This window comes from Nocardia sp. NPDC050435 (assembly GCF_040655395.1).
GTDB lineage: Bacteria > Actinomycetota > Actinomycetes > Mycobacteriales > Mycobacteriaceae > Nocardia.
The window spans coordinates 280,392-299,443 of sequence record NZ_JBFAJW010000013.1 but is presented as its reverse complement, the minus strand read 5'-3'; the positions used below and the strand labels follow the sequence as shown (position 1 = coordinate 299,443).

Here is a 19,052-nt window from a genome sequence, read left to right as displayed (position 1 = left end):
TGGATGCGTTCCTAGACAGCTCGCACTTCACTCGGAGGTCTTCGTCATGTCCAGCTCGCCACGCCGTCACCAACGTCCATGGTCAGTACACCTAGATCGGCTGTGGGGGTGTCGCCGACAAGAAGGATGTAGGACACCGGGGTTTCCATTGTCAACTTGCCGCCCGGACCGAGCATCGCCGTCCGCATGGTGTTCACCAGGGGCAGCAGATCGGTGCCTAGCTGTCGATTGTTGCGGACGGTTTTGATCAGCGCCAGCATCATCGTGGCCTGAGGTGTCAGGTCTCGGGCGCACAGTTCGGCGATGTCGACCGTTGCAAGGTCGTCGAGCAGGAACTGGAACCGTGGCAGGTAATCGCCCAGTGCCGCACGGGTATCAGGGTCCAGATCGATCAGCTGGGAGAGTTCGGTGGGTGCGCGCCAGCGTCTGCGGCCGCGTGTGGCGTGTACGACCACCGGGAGCACCATCGGCAGTGTCTGGGTGCCAGGGTGATCGGCGACGTATCTGTCCCAGATCGAGCCGACGTAGTTGTACATCAGCCGCTCGGGTTTGCTCTGATGTTCGATCAGCAGGTAGATGAATGCGTCGCGTTGGTCCAGCCGTGTCCGGAACAACAGATCGCTGTGGCAGGAACGCAGATCCTGGGACACGAACGTTCCGGGCTGTAGCTCCAACGTATTCCAGTCGATTCGGGCGGCAACCTGGTCGGGTAGTGCGGCCCGCAACTCACCGGCAGCGTGGGCGGGAGAGGATAGGACCTGGCGGAAGTAGGCATCGTGAGTGTTGGATTGCAGAGTAGCCATGTTTCGGCAAACTACGCCCGGCGTGGTGCGGACACGCGGACTTCGCGATCGCTGTCGGTGAAAGTTCGTGTCGGCTTGTGTTGGGGGAAGGCCGTTTTCGGTGTCAGAGATCGGCGAGGCGAGGCGGCCCCCCCCCCGGGGGAGGCCGCCTTCGGGGTGGTCAGCGCAGCGCCGGGGCCACTTCGCGTTCGAAGAGCTCGATGCCGGAGGTGTCGTAGGCGGACTCGGGGAAGTTGAAGATGGCGTAGCCGAGGCCGAGGTTCTTGGTCTCGGTGAGACGTTCGACGACCTGCTCGGGGGTGCCGACGGCGGCGGAGGAGCGGAACATGCCGTCGATCCAGCCCTTGGCCGTGTCTTCCCCGGCGACGGTGGCGATCTTGGCCTGCAGCGCCGAAAGCCGTTCTTCCACTTCGGCTTCGGTGGCGGCGATGACGGTGTTGAAGTTCGAGGACCGGGTGATGGCCTCGAAATCGGTGCCGACATCGGCGCAGTGCGCGCGCAACAGCTCGGACTTGCGGGCGAACTCCTCGGGCGCGCCGCTGAAGTTGGTGTACTGGGCGTACTGCGCCGCGATCCGCAGCGTCTTCTTCTCCCCACCGCCCGCGACCCAGATCGGAATCCCGCCCTCCTGCACCGGAAGTGGCCGCACGATGGCGTTGTCGACCTGGTAGTACTTACCGTCCAGGGTGGCCGCGCCGGTAGCCCAGGCCTGGCGGAAGATCTCGACGCCCTCGGCCAGGCGGCCCAGCCGCTCCCCGGCCGACGGGAAGCCGTAACCGTAAGCGCGCCATTCGTGTTCGTACCAGCCCGCGCCGATGCCCATCTCGACCCGCCCGCCCGAGACGTGATCCACGGTGGCGGCCACCTTGGCCAGATAGGCCGGTTCGCGATAGCGCATCGCGGTACACATCTGGCCCAGCCGGATCCGCGAGGTGGACGCGGCGAACGCCGACATCAGCGTCCACGCCTCGTGTGTCGGCTCCTCGGTCGGGACCGGGAAGGTGTGGAAGTGGTCGTACACCCACAGCGACTCCCACGTGTCGGAGGCGTCGGCGCGCTGAGCCAGATCACGCATCACCTGCCATTGCGCGGCCGGTTCGACACCGACCAGGTCCAGCCGCCAGCCCTGCGGGATGAAGATGCCGAAGCGCACAGATATCTCCTCAGTCGTGTTGTAACCCGAACTTAGCCGCAACGAACAGCGGTGTCAGGGCAGTTCCGGGCCGACGGCGTCGCGCGCCGTGAGCCGGCCGCCGCCCCAGCCCAGGGCCTTGCGATAACTGCCGAGCAGACCGTGTTCGACGAGGTACGCCTCGTCGCGGTGCGGGTGATCGGCGGGCAGCGGGGTGGTGCTCGGGGCGACGAACAGCGCGTCGACCGGGCAGTACGCCTCGCACAGGAAGCAGGTCTGGCAGTCGGCCTGCCGGGTGCGCACGGGGACGCCGTCGGGGCCGCGATCGAAGACGTGGGTGGGGCAGACCTCGACGCATTTGTCGCACTCGATGCAGCGGTCGGCGGAGACGAGTTCGATCATGCCGGGACCAGCGCTCGGCGGGTGCGGAAGGCGGGCTCGGGGACGGTCCAGATCTCGTCCAGTCCGCCGGTGACGATCCGGTGGTGCTGAGCCGGGTCGAGATCGGGGAATTCCTGGCGGCGGGCCATGCCGCGCGATTCGGTGCGGGCCAGTGCGGCGGTGTACATCCAGCGGGCGTGCGCGGTCATGGCGGCCGCCGAGCGCGCCTTCGCGGTGTCGGGCGCGGTCAGGCCGGCGCGGGCGTGCCGCCACAGCTCGTGCAGATTCGCCAGCGCGGGCCGCAGCCGATCCCCGTGGCGCAGGTAGTTCTTGTCGTAGGGCAGCACCTCGGCCTGCACCGCCGCGACCAGATCCGCGGGCCGCAGCTCCGCGTCCGGCCGGTGCAGTGGACGCAGCCCGGCGCCGCCCGCGCCCAGCCGGGGCCGGGCCACCGCGTCCCGCTGCCGCAGGGCGTAATGGCCCGCGCCCGCGCCGGCCCAGCTGCCCGACGACATCGCCCAGGCGGCGTTGTGGCTGCCGCCGCCGGTGAAGCCGCCGCAGATCAGCTCGCGGGTCGCCACGTCACCGGCCACGAACAGCCCCGGCACGCTGGTCGAGCAGTCGGGTCCGGTGATCCGGACGCCGCCGGTGCCGCGCACCGTGCCTTCGAGCAGCAGGGTGACCGGGAACCGGTCGGTGAACGGGTCGATGCCGAGCCGGTCGAAGGTCAGGAAGAAGTTGGGCTGTCCGCGGCGCATGGCCTGGCGCTGGGCCGCGTCGGCGCGGTCGAGGGTGCAGTACACCGGTTCGGTGAGCAGGGCCTTGGCGATCGGCGTGCGGGACTTGCCGGAGGCGCCCGCCAGCGGTTCACCGCTGCCCAGGTAGAAGGTGGCGAAGGAGTAGTAGGCCGTCTTGGTGACGGAGGTGAACTCCGGGGCGATGGCGTAGGCGTTGGAGAACTCCATGCCCGACAACTCCGCTCCGGCCTCGACGGCCATCAGCGCGCCGTCGCCGGTGTTCACGTTGCAGCCCAGCGTCTTCGACAGGAACGCGCATCCGCCGGTGGCGAGCACCACCGCGTCGGCGGCGACCTCCACCCGGGTTCCGTCGGTCAAGCGCTGGAGTCGTGCGCCCGCGACCGCGCCGTACGGGTCGACCAGCAGTTCGACGGCGGGCGTGTGATCGAGGATGCGCACACCGGCGCGCTGCACCCGAAGCCGTTGCCGCTTCATGTAATCGGGACCTTGGACCCCGGTGCGGATCTGCTGCCCATCGGGCCCGACCGGGAACGGATAGCGCCCCTCGGTGGCGAGTTCGCCGACTCTGTCGAAGGTTTCGTCGAGGACCCGCGCCATCCACTCCCGGTCGGCGAGGTAGCCGCCGAGCGCTTCGCGGCTTGCCATCGCCCGCTCCCGCAGCTCCGGGTCCGGCTGGACATACCAGATGCCGGTGCCCGCGGCGGCGGTCGCGCCGCTGCTGCCGCAGAAACCCTTGTCCGCCAGCAGAACCGAAGCCCCCGTCGCGGCGGCTTTGAGCGCGGCCCAGGTGCCGGCGGGGCCGCCGCCGAGCACGAGCACGTCTACGTCGATCATGTCATCACCTTCTGTACGAGTGCTTCCGGAGCCGGCGGCCACGGAATGTGGCGGGGGATGAAGCGGCCCATGATGACCGCGCCGAGAGCGGACACGCCGCCGATGGTGATCGCGGCCACCGCCAGCGGCGCTGCTCCGGCCAAGACGCCCAGCAGCAGCGGGCCGCCGAACGCCCCACAGTCGTGGGTGAGCCGCCAGGCCGCCAGGAACTCCGCCCGGATCGCGGGCGGCGCGATGTCGGCCCCGATCGTCATGATCAGCCCGTTGCCGATACCGTTGCCGACCCCGAGGGCCACCGCGACCACGCCCAGGGTGAGCGTCGAATAGGTCAGCGGCACGGCCAGATACGAGATCGCCAGGATGGCGAGCGAGGGCACCGCGATCGGTGCTCGGCCGAAGCGATCCATGAGATGCCCCGCCGGATAGGCGAAGACGAGCTCGAGCGCGGCGGCGATGCCGAACAGCAGACTGGCGGTGGCGGCGTCGATGCCGAGGTGATGCGACCACAGCGGCAGCACCACCTCGCGCGAGGCCCGGGCCGCACCCATGAGCATCGAGCCCGCGCCCAGCGTGCACAGCACCAGGTGGTGCCGTCGAGCCACGCCGAGCAGTGAGATCGGCGGCGTCGCAACCGGTTCGGCAAATCTTCCGGCGGGCAACGGCAGCCGGACCATCATCCAGCCCGCGACCAGGAACGCGATGAACTGCACCACGAACCCGCCGCGGATGCCCACCGCCAGGATCGCGCCCGCGCCGAGCAGCGGGCCGACGAAGAAGCCGAGCCGCATCGAACCGCCGAACAGCGACATCGCCCGCGCCCGCCGGTCCAGGGCGATGGCCTCGGCCATGAACGTCATCCGCCCCAGACCCCAGACGGCATTGGACAATCCGGTGATCAGCAGGCCCGCGCACAGCACCGGCACGTTCGGGGCGAGCATGCACAGCAGCACACCGGCCAACCCGACGCCCGTGCCCCAGATGGTCGAGGCGCGCTCGCCCATCCAGGCCACCAGCTGGCCGGAGGGGATGCCGCCCAGCACCTGACCGAGACCGACCAGCGCCACGGCCAGCCCGGCCACCGCCACCGACGCGCCCAGATCGACGGCGGCCAGCGTCATCACCGGCGCCGCGGCGCCCATTCCGATCCCGCGCGCCAGGGTGGGCACGTAGACCGTGTACACCAGCGGGCGCAGGGAATCGATCGGGGCGTCGAGCTGGGAGCTCACGCGCTCGCTTCGGTGCGCACCACCGCGAACTGGCTCTCGACGGGGGCCAGGCCGTAATGCCCGCGCAGCGAATCCGATTCGTAGTCGGTGCGGAACAGCCCGCGCTCCTGCAGGATCGGCACGACCTGGTCGACGAAGTCCTCCAGCCCGCCCGGCAGGAACGGCGGCATGATGTTGAAGCCGTCGGCCGCGCCGCCTTCGAACCAGGCCTGCAGTTCGTCGGCGATCTGGGCCGGCGTCCCCGCGAAGGAGCGGTGCCCGCGCCCGCCGCCGAGCTTGCCGATGAGCTGGCGCACGGTCAGGTTCTCGGTCTCGGCGAGCTCCTTGACCAGCAGGAACCGGCTCTTGCCGCCCTCGATCTCGGTGACCTCGGGCAGCGGCGGCAGCGGGGCGTCCAGCGCGTGCTCGGTGAGATCGACACCGAGCAGCCGCGACAGCTGGCTCAGCGCGTAGTCGGGCGAGATGAGATCGGTGAACTCCTGCTCCAGCGCCTTGGCCGCCTCCTCGGTCTCGGCGATGTAGGGCACCAGGCCCGGCAGTACCTTGAGCTCGTCGGCCGAGCGGCCGTACTTGGGCAGCCGCGATTTCAGGTCGCGGTAGAACGTTTGCCCCTCGGCCAGCGTGCGCTGCGCGGTGAAGACGGCCTCGGCGTACTGCGCCGCGAATTCCTTTCCGGCTTCCGAGGATCCGGCCTGTACCAGCAGGGGCCGCCCCTGCGGGCTGCGCGGCGAGTTCAGCGGGCCGCGCACCTTGAAGCGCGGGCCGTCGTAGTCGAGGGTGTGCACCTTGTCCGGGTCGGCGAAGACGCCGTCGGTTTCGTCGAGGACCACCGCGTCCGACTCCCAGCTGTCCCACAGCCGCACGGCGAGATCGACGAATTCCTGGGCCCGCTCGTAGCGGCGCGCGTGCTCGGGGATCGAGTCGTAGCCGAAGTTGAACGCCTCCTCCTCGCTGCCGGAGGTGACGATGTTCCAGCCGGCCCGGCCGCCGCTGATGTGGTCGAGCGAGGCGAATTTGCGGGCCAGGTTGAACGGTTCGTTGTAGGTGGTGGACGCGGTCGCGATCAGCCCGACCCTGGAAGTGGCCGCGGCGATCGCCGCCAGCAGCGTCACCGGCTCGAACACGGCCAGGGTGTTGCGCTTGATCCGCGGGCCGACCGCGAGGCCGTCGGCGAAGAAGACCGAATCCAGCTTGCCGCGTTCGGCGATCCGGCCGAGCTCCTGGAAGTGCGCGACGTCGAGGACGTCGTGCGCGCTGGTGCGCGGGTGCCGCCAGGCGGCCTCGTGGTGGCCGACGCCCATGAGGAAGGCGTTGAGGTGGAACTGCTTGGGAGACATCGGGATTTCCTTCGAGAGGCAGGGGATCAGGAGTTGGACTCGACGCGCCAGCGGGAGAAGCGGCGTTCCAGGGTGACGAGCAGGCCGTTGAACGTGAGCCCGAGCAGGGAGATCGCGAGGATGCCCGCGTACATGTCCGGGATCTGGAAGTTCTGCTGAGCGGCGGTGATGAGGTAGCCGAGACCGGCTCGGGCGCCGACCATTTCGGCAGCGAGCAGGACCAGGATGGAGCTGGCCGCGGCCATGCGCAGACCGGTGAAGATGGACGGGATCGCCGCGGGCAGGATCACCTTCTGGAACAGCCGCACCGGCTTCAGGCCCAGGGAGACAGCGGATTTCACGAGCAACGGGTCGACCGTGCGGACGCCGGTGATGGTGTTGAGCAGGATCGGGAACGAGCTCGCGTAGACCACCAGCGCGACCTTGGAGGTCTCCCCGATGCCCAGGATCAGCACGAAGACCGGCAGCAGCGCGAGCGCGGCGGTGTTGCGGAACAGCTCCAGGATCGGGTTCAGCAGGTCGGCCACCGGCTTGTACCAGGCGATCGCGATGCCCAGCGGCACGGCGATCAGCAGCGCGATACCGAACCCGCTGACCGAGCGGGCGAGGCTGGTGGAGACGTGATTCCACATCTCACCGCTGCGCACCAGGTCGGCGAAGGCCTCGGCGACCACGCTGAACGGCGGCAGAAACACCTCGTCCACCAGTCCGGCGGCGGGGGCGAACTGCCACAGCAGGAGGAACGCCGCGATGGCGACCACCGGCTTCACCAGGCGCCAGAGCAGGCCGGTACCGCGGCTGAGCACCCGCGGTACCGCTGCGGGCGACCGGGTTCCGGTGCGGCGGTAGGGCGTCGTGACGGCGGTGCGGACGGGCGGTTCGGCGAGTTCTATGGCGCTAGACATGGCTCGGCCTTTCGGTGCGGGCTTCCGTGGATGGTGCGCTGTCGAGTTCCAGCCCCTGCGCGCGTTCGACCTCGCTGCGCAGCAGTGTCCAGATCTGGTGCCGGTAGGAGCGGAAGGCCTCGGTGGAGCGGATGTCCTCCCCGTCGTGGGCGATGTCGACGTCGACGACGGCCTTGACCCGGCCTGGGCGCGAGGTCAGCACGGCGACGCGCTGGCCCAGGTAGACCGCCTCGTCGATGCCGTGGGTGATGAACAGGATGGTCTTGCCGGTGGTCTTCCAGATCCGTAACAGCTCGTCCTGCAACGACTCCCGGGTCTGGGCGTCCAGCGCGGCGAACGGCTCGTCCATCAGCAGCACCTCCGGATCGAAGGCGAGGCTGCGGGCGATCGCGACGCGCTGCTTCATGCCGCCGGAGAGCTCGTGCGGGTAGCGGTCGCCGAAGCCGGTGAGGCCCACCAGGTCCAGGTACTCCTCGGCGCGGGCGCGGCGCTCCTTGCGCCGCAACCCCTTGGCCTCCAGGCCGAATTCGATATTGGCCCGGGCGGTGCGCCAGGGGAACAGTGCGTACTGCTGGAAGACGATGCCGCGGTCGAGCCCCGGACCGGTGATCGGGGCACCGTCCAGCAGGATCTCGCCCGCGCTCGGCTTGGTCAGCCCGCCCAGTAGGTCCAGCAGGGTGGACTTGCCCGAGCCGCTGGGGCCGACCAGGACCAGGAACTCTCCGGCGCGCACGTCCAGCGAGATGTCCTCGATGGCGGTGAACGTGTCGTTCGTGCCGCGCACCGGGAAGCGCTTGCTGACGCGCTTGATCGCGAGTTTCGTCGTGGAGGTGCTCATTTCGACGCCACTACCTCTCCCGTCGGGCCGCTGGCGGGCTGGAACTTGCCGTTGGCGTAGGGGTTGAATTCGTTGGTGAACAGGTCGGCGGCCTTCAGCTGGTCCTGCTTCAGCTCGCCGTTGCGCACCAGCCAGTCGATCCAGACCTGGATCTCCTTGTCCTGCACCACCGCACCGGGCGTCGGCAGGCCGGAGCTCTTCCAGAACTTCAGCAGCTCGGTGTTCTCGTTTCGGCCGCGCTTCTGGATGATCGCGGCGAAGCGCGCCAGCACCTCGTCGCGCGGGGTGACCTGCAGCCAGCGGGTGGCGCGGGCGGTGCCCTGCACGAAATCCGCGACGGCGTCGGCGTTCTCGGCCAGGAACCGGTCACGGAAGACGTAGGTGCCGTAGCTGGCCTGCCCGAAGATCGCGGTGTCGGTGTAGAGCGGGTGGATGCCGCCGCGCTCCAGGGCGGAATCCCGGAACACCTGCCCCAGGGTCCCGACCTCGACCTGGCCCTTACGCAGCGCGTCCTCGGTGTTGGCGGGCGGCACCACCAGCAGTTGCACCTGTTTGATCTCGTCCTCGGTCAGGCCCTGCTTGTGCAGCCATTCCCGGGTGATGAACTCGTGGTGCGCGCCCAGTGTGTTGACCGCCACCTTCTTGCCGATCAGGTCGCGGGCGGTCTTGATCGGGGAGTCGTCGCGGACGTAGTAGCCGGTGAAGGTCTGGTCGTCCGAGCCGTAGGAGCTCAGCACCGAGGTGACCTTCGCGCCGCCGGCGATCAGCTTCACCACCGCGCCGTTGAACGCGCTGCCGAACTCCACCTGATTGGTCGCCGCGGCCTGGATATTGGCGGGGCCGCTGGTGGTGTCGCCTTCCCACTGCAGCGCGACCTTGCTGAAATAGCCGAGATCGGCGGCCAATTCGAAGGGCGTGACCTGGCCGGTGGAACCCTGGTAGCGGAGCACGGTCTTGCCGTCGGCGGTCTGGCCCGTGTCGGACTTACCGCACGCGGCGAGCACGGAGACCCCAGTGAGCAGGGCCAGGGTGAGAGCGATCGCACGGTGTCGTTGCCGGGGTGCGGTGAAACGCATGGGTGTTCCTAACGAATGAAAAGCACTGGCGGGCACGCGAAAAGGGCATGCGGCGGCCAAGGTGTCGAAGGTCTGGAGAGGGCGCCGGGCGGACCGGACGCGAAGCGTCAGAGTCGACAGATCCCGTGCGGCACCCGCATCAGGTCGATCGCGCGGCGGCGGATCAGCGCGGTGGGTGTGAACACGTGGGTACTTCCCTGATCTGGAGCAGCGGGCGGTGGTGCCCGTGGCTTCTCATGGTGTGCGAGCGGCCGGTGCCGGACAACGGCGATTCCACACTGTGGAAATCACGGTGAGCCGAATTGGGCTCACGCGGCGGGGGAGCTGTTCGGGACGACCGAACCGATGCGCGCCGCGAAATGCTGCATCGCGGGCAGGATCTCGCGGACGAGCTCATCGGTCAGCCGGGCCGAGCGGGCCTGCACACTGAGCGCGCCCCACACCTGCCGGCCCGGACCGAAGACCGGGACCGCCACGGACCGCACCGGGTCCTCGACGGCGATCTCCTCGATCGCGAAACCCTTGCGGCGCACCAGATCCAGGTCCGGGACGCGGCGCTGCCCGGTGGCGGTGTAGGCGAGCAACGCGTGCCCGGCCGCGCTGGAGCGCAACGGCTGCCGGGGGCGGGGCAGCTGGTTGTTGCAGAACAGCACCGGAGGGCGCGCCTGCAGGATCGTCACAGCGTCACCCGCGTCGACGACGCTGAGGCTCGCGGTGATCTTGATTCCGGCCGCGAGCGCGTACATATGCGGTGCGGCCGAATCGATCCCGAGACGGGTCAGCGCGGGCCGGGCGAGGCTGGCCAAACCCTGGCCGACCCGATAGCGGTCGGTGGCCGGATCCTGCTCCAGCAGTCGTCCGCGCACCAGCGCCTGGGCCAGCCGGTGCGCGGTACTCACCGGGACACCGGCCATATGTGCCAGCTCGCTCAGCGAGAATTCCGGGTCGTCGCCTTCGAAACAATGGAGCAGGTGAATCGCTCGCTCGACGGCCTGCGACCCCGAACGCGGCTGATCGGTGCTGGTCATGAGGTCGATTGTCGGCGGCGGCCCGCCCCGCCGACAAGATTTGGACGCCGGCTGCATTTAATGCTGGCCGAACAATCCACTGGCGTCGCGGGTGGTCCGGCGGGCATTCTGATCGGGCATATGAAAACGAACGAAAAATATAGGCTCGGTGTGGATTTCGGCCGAGTGATCCAGGGTGCGGCAATGCATCCGGGGGATGCCGACACGGTATTCCTGGACGGGGGATTCGACGAGGCGATGCGCACGCCGCCCAGCCCCGGGGCGTTCGAGGTGCTCGCTCGGCTGAGCGAGTCGTTCGGCGGGCGGGTCTGGGTGATCTCCAAATGCGGGCCCCGGGTCCAGCAGCGCACCCGGCAGTGGCTGGACCACCATCGCTTCTACGCCCGGACCGGGGTGCCCGAGGGCAATCTGCGCTTCTGCCTGAAGCGGGCGCAGAAGGCAGGGCACTGCGCCGAGCTCGGGATCACGCACATGATCGACGACCGGATCGAGGTGCACGAGGCGTTGCGCGATCTGGTCCCGCACCTCTACCTCTTCGGTGCGCAGACCCAGTCCGTGCCGGAGTGGGTCCGGCACGTTCCCACCTGGGAGGATGTCGAACGGGTGCTGCTCGCCGCCGAGCCGGAGGGATCGGCTGCGCCGACGTGGTGAGCCGGAGCCGCCGATCCGTGTATCCTTTCCGAGGACGCACTCGCGTCCGATCAAAGATTTCCCAGGGGACGCGTAGACCACTCAGGTCCGCGGCACGACGAGCAGGAGGTGGGTCGCCATGCGCAGTGAACCTCCGAGTCGAAGGCCGCGCGGCGCCGCCCCTTCGCATTCCTGATCAGCCTTTCGATCGGCTGGCCACGTCCGGGCGCGCGCCTCGCGGTGTGAAGTATTCGACCTCACATCTCACTCTTGCCTGCGCGAGGAACACCCATGTCGCAAATCGATCTGATCGAAGCACGCCCGCAGCAGCTCGACGCACCGATGGTGCCGCTGTCCGAATCTCTGCAGGACATCATCGAGAGCCATCGCGTCGACGCCGCTCAGGAGTGGCTCGACAACCATCCGCCGCACCTCATCGCCGACCAGCTCGCCCGCATGGACGCCGTCCGGGCGGGCGTGGCCTTCCGGCTGCTGGACAAGGACGCCGCGCTCGCCGTGTTCGAGGAACTCGAGCCGGTCGACCAGCAGCAGATCCTGCAGGGGCTGCGCGATCAAAGCTTCCGCGATCTGGTCGAGGGCATGGCCCCCGACGATCGCGCCCGCATGCTGCGCGAAGCGCCCGCCAAGGTGGCCAAGAAGGTGCTCGCCGGGCTGAGCCCGCGGGAGCGGCGGATGACGGCGGCGCTGCTCGGCTACCCCGAGGGCTCGGCCGGTCAGTACATGACCCCCGAGGTCGTCGCGCTGCCGCAGAACCTGTCGGTTGCCGCCGCGCTGGCCATGGTCCGCGCCAAGGGCGGCAACGCCGAGACCGTGTACACCCTGCCGGTGGTCGACGGCGGACGGCGGCTGACCGGCATCGTCGAACTGCGCGAACTCGTGCTCGCCGAGCCCGGCGCCATGGTGTCCGAGCTGGTGGTCACCGAGCCCGCGTTCGCGCGCGCCACCGACGCCGCGGAGAAGGCCGCGCGCCTGATGCGCGAGACCAACGACATCAACCTGCCGGTCGTGGACAGCGAGGACCGGCTGGTCGGGCTGCTCACCATCGACGACGCGGTGGAGGTCATCGAGGCCGCCGACAGCGAGGACGTGGCCCGTCAGGCCGGGTCCGCGCCGTGGGAGGGCCACTACATGGCGGCGGGCGTCTTCCAGCTGGCCCGCTATCGCGCGCTGTGGCTGATGCTGCTGCTGTTCGCGGCCACGCTGACCGTCAGCGTCACCGACTTCTTCGCCGGCACGCTGGAGCAGGCCGCGCACCTGGCGCTGTTCATTCCGCTGCTGATCGGCGCGGGCGGGAACGCGGGTGCGCAGGCGGCCACCGCGTGCGTGCGCGCGCTCGCGGTCGGTGAGGTGCGGGTCTCGGATCTGTTCAAGGTGATCTGGCGGGAATGCCGGGTCGGGCTCGCGCTCGGATCGCTCTTGGCGACAGCGGGTTTGGCGATCGGCGCGCTGTTCGTCGGGCCCGGTATCGCGATCGTGGTGGCGATCACCCTGATCCTGATCTGCGGGTGGGCGGCCACCATCGGCGGCACCATGCCGCTGCTGGCCAAGAAGCTGCGCATCGACCCGGCCGTGGTGTCGGCGCCCATGGTGACGACGCTGGTCGACGCGACCGGGCTGATCATCTACTTCACCACCGCCAAGCTGGTGCTCGGCATCTGAGCGCTCCCGGCGTTCGCCCAGCCGAGTCCCGGACTGACCTCGACTGCGGCGGGCCGCCCCGCGCTGACTCTGGTTTGCTGAAACTCACTGTCCAGCAAACATTCTCGATGTCCAGTCCCATTGTGGCCGAGTTACTTGACCTCTGTACCTTTCTTATCCAATCCTCTGGACTAGTCCAGGAATCCTGGCTATTCTTCGTCCATCAGTTCGAAGCGCCACCGGATGAAGGAGGGCTCGACAATGGACATCAACGGGAAATCTCCCATAGACCGCCTCGCCGAAATCGAACAATGGCAAACCTTTCGGGGCGAGGTGGACACCTGGGCCTTCCGGGAAATCGAAACTCGTCTCCTCGCGCTCCACAGCAAAATCGTGCACAGCTGCGATCGCGCCCCCGACCTTTCCCCCTTCGCCTCCGACGTCCTGGAAGTCCTCGGCGTCGTCCGCCGCCGCCACACCCGCCTGCGCGAGCATGAGCGGCAGTCCGCGGAATGAGCGAAGTTGTCGTGTTTGCTGGAAGTGGCTGTCCGGCAAACAATCTCAACGTCCAGTTGGTACCTGCCCTAAACCTGCTGAGCCACTGGAACTTACCTGTCCAATCATCTGGCCTACTCCAAATGCGATGGCTATCCTTCGAAATATCTACTCGAAGCTCCACCGCATCAAGGAGGGGTTGATCAATGGGAAGTGGCAAGACTGTAGAAGAGCGTTTGGCTGAGACGGAGGCGTGGCAGGCGTTTCAGGGGGAGATCGATACGTGGGCGTTCCGGGAGTTGGAGGCGTGTCTCGGGGAGTTGCTCATGAAGGTCGATCGTGGTTATAAGGCGCCGCCTGATCTGGACACCATCAAGTCCGAGATCTGTGAATTGCTCCGGATTTTCGATCGGCGGCGTACGCGGTTGCGCCAATACCGCAGCGTCACACCGTTGTCCGACGAGAACTGGTGAAATCTGGCGAAGGCTCCGCGTTGCGGGGCCTTCGCCCTAACCGAGTTGCCGTCTGTTCGAAGCACTACCCGATGAAGGAGGGCTCGACCATGGATGTGAACGACAAATCGGAAGCGGAACGATTGGCCGCGATCGAAGCGTGGCAGGCGTTCCAGGGTGAAATAGACGCTTGGGTGTTTCACGAACTCGATGCCCGTATTGCGGCGCTCAGGAGAAAGCTGGAGGAATCCGATCCGCCGGCTGATCTCGGGAAGGTCGTCGCGGATGTCGAGGGGCTGGAAAGGCTCCTTTCCCGACGAGAACTTCGTCTGCGCACCTTTCAGCGCCGTGGTGCGCTGTGAACAGGTGGCAGGAAGACGTCATGCGGCGACTGAAAACATGTGAGGAGGCGGACGCCACCTTCGAAAGGCGTCTGACTGAAGTGATCTTTCGAGATACTGAAACTGTGACGCACATCTACGAGGAGTTCGACAAGGTTCACTTCGCTGTCGGCGGCGTCAAAGCCAGCATCGGGGGTGATCTGGAGGGCACTCTCGAAGGTCGCTCGATCGTGACTCGTCTGGATTCGATGGATCTGGATATCCGGACGCTGAAGTCGGATGTAGAAACGCTCAAGTTTGACGTTAGTGAGCTGAAGACCGATGTCAGCGGGCTGAAGAAGGATGTCAGCGGGCTCAAGAAGGACGTCGGCACGCTCAAGTCCGATATGAAGCTGCTGACGGAAGGGATGGGTGAGGTGTTGCGGATTCTGCAGAAGAGTGGCAGCGCCAACTGAGGATCGGGGCTCGGTGCCGTCGCCTAGCGGGGCGGCATCGGGTTCAGCGGGTGGTCCAGGTGGCTATTTGCTGGGCGGCGATGGAGACCAGGCGGTCGGTGCCGAGGTTGAGGTCGAGGAGATGGCTGGTGGCGTAGGGGATTTCGTGGAGGGGTGGGGCGGTGGGGTCGAGGGTGCGGTATTGGTAGATGTGGTAGCCGTGTTTTTCCTGGCATTCGCCCTGCATGCGCTGGGTGCTGGTGGTCCAGGTGGAGGCCGATTTCGGGAGGCCGTGCGGGAAGGTCATGTAGTCCAGGAGTAAGGACAGGTAGCCGGGGGTGAAGGGGGCGGTGGGGACGGTGAGGCCGACAGGCTCGGGGGCGCCGCTGAGGATGGCGGGGTCGGTGCAGGCGACTTCGTATTGTGGGCCGCTCGGGACGCCGACGCTGCCGGAGAGGATGTCGGCGGAGCTGTTGCCGAAGATCGAGAGGGCGAGGATCGGATCGATCTGCGAGGTGGAATAGGCGACAGCGCAACCGGATTCGCCCTGGCGGGTACAGAGGGGGATGGCGGTGAAGTCGCCGCCGACGGGGCTGTCGCGCAGCGTTTCGACATTGCCGCCCAGGAGGAAGGCGCCGACGAGGCGGTCGCGCAGATCCGGATCCGGATCGATGTGCTCGCGAATCAGCTTGCGCAGCAGCAGGGTTCCCTGGGAGTGGCCGATGAAGATGATGCCGCGCCCGTTGTTCTCCCGGGTCAGATACTGGTGCCAGGCGTCGAGCACGTCACGGTAGGACTGCTGGATCAGCGGCAGTCCGAGCAGTTGCAGGGAGATGCCGGGTGTCAGGGTCAGCTGCCGGTACAGCGGCGTGAAAACCCGGCACTGACCGGAGAATCGAGCCGCCTGCATGGTCGCTATCGCCTCGACCTCCGGCTGGCGCGGCGGATCGGAATAAACGCCGAACTGATCGCTCACGGTCGGATACACGTAGAAGCAGTCGACCGGTTTCTCGGATTCCGGCGGCACCGCGACGGTACTGACCGCACCGGTCCGCAGATCGATGGTGTCCAGCGGCACATCGCACGGATCCGCGTCGAAAGCGGGATGGCACAACCACTGCACCGCCGGCGTGGGATCCGCGGCGACGGGCGCCGCCCACAGCCCCAGGACGAGTGCGAGCACCCCGATCAGTCCAACAACGCGCACGCCGACCCACCTGTGCTCTGGGTTACTCCCCGGTCGATCTTGTATAGCATCTCGGCGCGGCGCGCGGGGGTTCTCGAGGACTGATCACAAACGACGAAGGCCCCGCCGAAGCGGGGCCCGCGCACCGGAAGATCAGAACTCCCAGTCCTCGTCTTCGGTATTGACGGCCTTGCCGATGACGTAGCTGGACCCGGAACCGGAGAAGAAATCGTGGTTCTCGTCGGCGTTGGGCGACAGTGCCGACAGGATGGCGGGATTGACCTCGCACTCGTCCTTCGGGAACAGCCCCTCGTACCCGAGGTTCATCAGCGCCTTGTTGGCGTTGTAGCGCAGGAACTTCTTCACGTCCTCGGTGAGACCGACCTCGTCGTAGAGATCCTGCGTGTATTCGACCTCGTTGTCGTACAGCTCGAACAGCAGCTCGAAGGTGTAGTTCTTGAGCTCCTCGCGCTCGGCCGGCGAGACCAGTTCCAGCCCGCGCTGGTATTTGTAGCCGATGTAGTAGCCGTGCACGGCTTCGTCGCGGATGATCAGCCGGATCATGTCGGCGGTGTTGGTGAGCTTGGCGCGCGAGGACCAGTGCATCGGCAGGTAGAAACCGGAGTAGAACAGGAAACTCTCCAGCAGGGTGGAGGCCACCTTGCGCTTGAGCGGATCGTCGCCGTTGTAGTAGTGCAGCACGATCTCGGCCTTGCGCTGCAGGTTCCGGTTCTCCTCGGACCAGCGGAAGGCTTCATCGATCTCGCGGGTGGAGCACAGCGTGGAGAAGATGTTGCTGTAGCTCTTGGCGTGCACCGACTCCATGAACGCGATGTTGGTGAGCACCGCCTCCTCGTGCGGAGTCAGCGCGTCCGGGATCAGGCTCACCGCGCCGACGGTGCCCTGAATGGTGTCCAGCAGCGTGAGGCCGGTGAAGACCCGCATGGTGAGCTGCTTCTCGTCGGGGGTGAGGGTGTTCCACGAGGGGATGTCGTTGGACACCGGTACCTTTTCGGGGAGCCAGAAGTTGCCGGTCAGCCTGTCCCAGACCTCGGCATCCTTCTCGTCGGGGACCCGATTCCAGTTGATGGCCGATACCCGATCGATCAGTTTCATCCTGCCTCCACGCCCTTTCCCGAGCACACTGCCATCCGGAATTCCTCGCACTGAACACTACTCCTAGTGGGTGACAAGTCCATGCAGCACAACACCTTGTGTCGCAGCGGGCGGTTTCGCCTGGCCGGAATTCGTGGCCCGCCCGCGTGCGGCTCCCTATTGTGCGGCACGGGCCGGGGCGGGGACGCGGCGGTCCGGGCCGCCGGGTCTGTCAAGCGGACTGGATGGCCATCCGGTATGTCCGGTTCCGACCGTAATATCGGGCCGTACGCCGCACGAGGGGGACGCGCGATGCCCGCACCGACCGACCCGGACATGACCGATCTGCTCGGAAGGCTCGCGCGCGTCCCGAGCGGCCGCCGTGGCAAGTGGGTGGTGCTCGGCGTCTGGGTGATCGCGCTGCTGGCACTCGGCTCGTTCGCCGGCGAACTCACCGGCGCGCAACAGAACGACAGCGTCAACTGGCTGCCCGACAGCGCGGAGTCCACCCGGGCGTTCAAGCTCGCCGAGACCTTCGGCAACAGCGAGCACGTGCCGGTGGTGCTGGTCTACGAGCGAGTCGGCGGCATCACCGAGGGCGATCGGGCAGCCATCGCTGCCGATACCGCGCGTTTCAAACAGGTCGAGCACATCGTGGGCGACAAGGTGATCGGGCCGATCCAGTCCCGCGACGGCCAGGCCGTGGAGGTCTTGGCGCCGATCGATATGGGCTCGGAGGGCTGGTCCCGGCTGACCCCGGCGGTCGAGGACATCAAGGCGGCGGCGGGCGAGCGTCCGGCAGGTTTGTCCTTCCATGCCACCGGGCCCGCCGGGTACGGCGCGGAGTTCGGTGCGGCCTTCGAGGGGATCGACGGCCTGCTGCTCTACGCCGCGGCTGCCGTGGTCGTGGTCATCCTGCTGTTCACCTACGGGCCCATGCTGTGGGTATTGCCGCTGCTGGCAGCGGGTTTCGCGCTGGCCGTCGCGCAGGCCGCGGTCTACGGGGCCACGCAGCTCGGGCTCGTCATGAACGCCCAGAGCCAGGGCATTCTCACGGTGCTGGTCTTCGGCGCGGGCACCGACTATGCGTTGTTGCTGATCGCGCGGTATCGAGAAGAGTTGCGCCGCCACGAGGATCGGCACGAGGCGATGGCGGTCGCCCTGCACCGGGCCGGTCCCGCCGTGCTGGCCAGCGGGTCCACGGTGATCGTCGCGATGCTGGCACTGCTTGTGGCGGAGATGAATTCGACTCGCGGCATCGGGCCGGTCTGCGCGATCGGGGTCACGGTGGCGCTGCTCGCCATGCTGACACTGCTGCCCGCGCTGCTGGTCATCGCCGGGCGATGGATCTTCTGGCCGCGGCACCCCACCTTCGGCACGGTCGACCACACCGAGACCGGGATCTGGTCCCGGGTAGGCCACTTCATCGCCGGACGTCCGCGGGTGGTGTGGATCGGCACCGCGCTCGCGCTGGGCGCGCTGGCCCTGGGCGCGACCGGATTCGAAGCGAACGGCATCGCCAACAAGGATTCCTTCGTCGGCCGGTCCGACGCGGTCGACGGGCAAGAGGTCCTGGAGCGGCACTTCGACGCCGGGACGGGCAATCCGGTGATCGTCCTCGGCACGGCCGCGCAGGCCGACGCGATCGCCGCCACCCTGAAGTCCACGCCGGGCATCACGGCCACGACCGAACCTGTGCGGAAGGACGGGCTGTTCTATCTGGAGGGCACGCTCGCCGACGCACCGGACAGTCCCGCCGCGGATGCCACCGTCGACCGAGTCCGCGCCGCCGTGCACGCCGTCGATCCCGAGGCCCGGGTGGGCGGGCAGACTGCGACCGTGCTCGACATCAAACGCGCGGTGGCCCAGGACAATCGGGCGATCGGCCCGGTGGTGCTGGTGATCGTGCTGGTCATTCTGATGCTGCTCTTGCGCTCGATTCTCGCGCCGGTGCTGCTGACCGCCACGGTCGTGCTGTCCTATTTCGCCGCGCTGGGGTTGAGCCACTGGATCTACGAACTCGCCGGCTTCCGCGGCGCCGACGCCGGGCTGCCGCTGATCGCCTTCGTCTTCCTGGTCGCGCTCGGCATCGACTACAACATCTTCCTGATGTCGCGCGTGCACGAGGAGGCGGCCAAGCACCGTACGCGCGCGGGCGCCGTCATCGGTTTGTCCGCGACCGGCGGGGTGATCACCTCCGCGGGGCTGGTGCTGGCGGGCACCTTCGCGGTGTTCGCCACCTTGCCGATCGTCACGTTCGCCCAGATGGGCATTCTGATCGCGGTGGGCGTCCTGCTGGATACCGTGATCGTGCGGTCGATCCTGGTCACCGCGTTGACCCTGGACATCGGCGACAAGATCTGGTGGCCGAGCGCGCTGTCCCGCCCGACCGCCCCGGAGCAGGACCGACGAGCTGTCCAGGACGAAATCCCGGGATGATAG

Annotated in this window: 19 protein-coding genes; 7 read left to right on the top strand and 12 right to left on the bottom strand. The window is 67.6% G+C overall.

Annotated elements, in window-relative coordinates; genetic code table 11:
- Nucleotides 1-44: 44 nt before the first annotated feature.
- The 10 genes from AB0I43_RS34695 to AB0I43_RS34650 form a co-directional block, all read right to left on the bottom strand.
- A complete protein-coding gene (locus AB0I43_RS34695; RefSeq protein ID WP_357433355.1) occupies nt 45-803 on the bottom strand; it encodes an Rpn family recombination-promoting nuclease/putative transposase in 759 nt (252 codons plus the stop codon).
- 160 nt (nt 804-963) lie between these two features.
- Nucleotides 964-1,956 carry an LLM class F420-dependent oxidoreductase gene (locus AB0I43_RS34690; RefSeq protein WP_356977921.1) on the bottom strand — a complete coding sequence of 331 codons (993 nt, stop codon included), beginning with the start codon at nt 1,954-1,956 and terminating at the stop codon, nt 964-966.
- A gap of 54 nt (nt 1,957-2,010) precedes the next feature.
- Nucleotides 2,011-2,337 (bottom strand): ferredoxin family protein, encoded by a 327-nt coding sequence (locus tag AB0I43_RS34685; RefSeq protein ID WP_356977919.1) that lies wholly within the window; start codon nt 2,335-2,337, stop codon nt 2,011-2,013.
- Nucleotides 2,334-3,908, bottom strand: a complete 1,575-nt coding sequence (locus AB0I43_RS34680; protein WP_356977917.1) for an FAD-binding protein — start codon at nt 3,906-3,908, stop codon at nt 2,334-2,336. The genes AB0I43_RS34685 and AB0I43_RS34680 overlap by 4 nt, the downstream gene beginning before the upstream one ends.
- Nucleotides 3,905-5,134 (bottom strand): MFS transporter, encoded by a 1,230-nt coding sequence (locus tag AB0I43_RS34675; protein ID WP_356977916.1) that lies wholly within the window; start codon nt 5,132-5,134, stop codon nt 3,905-3,907. The genes AB0I43_RS34680 and AB0I43_RS34675 overlap by 4 nt, the downstream gene beginning before the upstream one ends.
- Nucleotides 5,131-6,471: an LLM class flavin-dependent oxidoreductase gene (locus tag AB0I43_RS34670; RefSeq protein WP_356977914.1), complete on the bottom strand. Its 1,341-nt coding sequence runs from the start codon at nt 6,469-6,471 to the stop codon at nt 5,131-5,133. The genes AB0I43_RS34675 and AB0I43_RS34670 overlap by 4 nt, the downstream gene beginning before the upstream one ends.
- Nucleotides 6,472-6,497: 26 nt before the next feature.
- Nucleotides 6,498-7,376 carry an ABC transporter permease gene (locus AB0I43_RS34665; RefSeq protein WP_356977913.1) on the bottom strand — a complete coding sequence of 293 codons (879 nt, stop codon included), beginning with the start codon at nt 7,374-7,376 and terminating at the stop codon, nt 6,498-6,500.
- Nucleotides 7,369-8,214 carry an ABC transporter ATP-binding protein gene (locus tag AB0I43_RS34660; RefSeq protein ID WP_356977911.1) on the bottom strand — a complete coding sequence of 282 codons (846 nt, stop codon included), beginning with the start codon at nt 8,212-8,214 and terminating at the stop codon, nt 7,369-7,371. Before AB0I43_RS34660 ends, AB0I43_RS34665 begins: the two co-directional genes overlap by 8 nt.
- Nucleotides 8,211-9,290, bottom strand: a complete 1,080-nt coding sequence (locus tag AB0I43_RS34655) for an ABC transporter substrate-binding protein (protein ID WP_356977909.1) — start codon at nt 9,288-9,290, stop codon at nt 8,211-8,213. Before AB0I43_RS34655 ends, AB0I43_RS34660 begins: the two co-directional genes overlap by 4 nt.
- Nucleotides 9,291-9,598: 308 nt before the next feature.
- Entirely contained in the window at nt 9,599-10,318 is a 720-nt protein-coding gene (locus AB0I43_RS34650) for an IclR family transcriptional regulator (protein ID WP_356977907.1), read from the bottom strand.
- 183 nt (nt 10,319-10,501) lie between these two features.
- Here AB0I43_RS34650 and AB0I43_RS34645 point away from each other — a divergent pair, with 183 nt between their 5' ends.
- From AB0I43_RS34645 to AB0I43_RS34620, 6 genes are all read left to right on the top strand, one after another.
- Entirely contained in the window at nt 10,502-10,969 is a 468-nt protein-coding gene (locus tag AB0I43_RS34645) for a hypothetical protein (protein ID WP_356977906.1), read from the top strand.
- A gap of 270 nt (nt 10,970-11,239) precedes the next feature.
- On the top strand, nt 11,240-12,628 hold the full coding sequence (gene mgtE / locus AB0I43_RS34640; RefSeq protein ID WP_356977904.1) for a magnesium transporter: 1,389 nt from the start codon (nt 11,240-11,242) through the stop codon (nt 12,626-12,628).
- A gap of 240 nt (nt 12,629-12,868) precedes the next feature.
- Entirely contained in the window at nt 12,869-13,123 is a 255-nt protein-coding gene (locus AB0I43_RS34635) for a hypothetical protein (protein WP_356977902.1), read from the top strand.
- 185 nt (nt 13,124-13,308) lie between these two features.
- On the top strand, nt 13,309-13,575 hold the full coding sequence (locus AB0I43_RS34630) for a hypothetical protein (RefSeq protein ID WP_356977901.1): 267 nt from the start codon (nt 13,309-13,311) through the stop codon (nt 13,573-13,575).
- Between the two features lie 89 nt (nt 13,576-13,664).
- A complete protein-coding gene (locus AB0I43_RS34625; protein WP_356977899.1) occupies nt 13,665-13,916 on the top strand; it encodes a hypothetical protein in 252 nt (83 codons plus the stop codon).
- Between the two features lie 20 nt (nt 13,917-13,936).
- Nucleotides 13,937-14,350 carry a hypothetical protein gene (locus tag AB0I43_RS34620; protein ID WP_356977898.1) on the top strand — a complete coding sequence of 138 codons (414 nt, stop codon included), beginning with the start codon at nt 13,937-13,939 and terminating at the stop codon, nt 14,348-14,350.
- 43 nt (nt 14,351-14,393) lie between these two features.
- On the opposite strand, the gene AB0I43_RS34615 is transcribed toward AB0I43_RS34620, so the two are convergent.
- Together AB0I43_RS34615 and nrdF are read right to left on the bottom strand one after the other, a co-directional pair.
- Nucleotides 14,394-15,536 (bottom strand): DUF3089 domain-containing protein, encoded by a 1,143-nt coding sequence (locus AB0I43_RS34615; RefSeq protein WP_356977896.1) that lies wholly within the window; start codon nt 15,534-15,536, stop codon nt 14,394-14,396.
- Between the two features lie 132 nt (nt 15,537-15,668).
- Entirely contained in the window at nt 15,669-16,631 is a 963-nt protein-coding gene (gene nrdF, locus AB0I43_RS34610; RefSeq protein WP_356977895.1) for a class 1b ribonucleoside-diphosphate reductase subunit beta, read from the bottom strand.
- Nucleotides 16,632-16,922: 291 nt separating this feature from the next.
- Here nrdF and AB0I43_RS34605 point away from each other — a divergent pair, with 291 nt between their 5' ends.
- Nucleotides 16,923-19,049: an MMPL family transporter gene (locus tag AB0I43_RS34605; RefSeq protein ID WP_356977894.1), complete on the top strand. Its 2,127-nt coding sequence runs from the start codon at nt 16,923-16,925 to the stop codon at nt 19,047-19,049.
- The last annotated feature ends 3 nt before the right edge of the window (nt 19,050-19,052 follow it).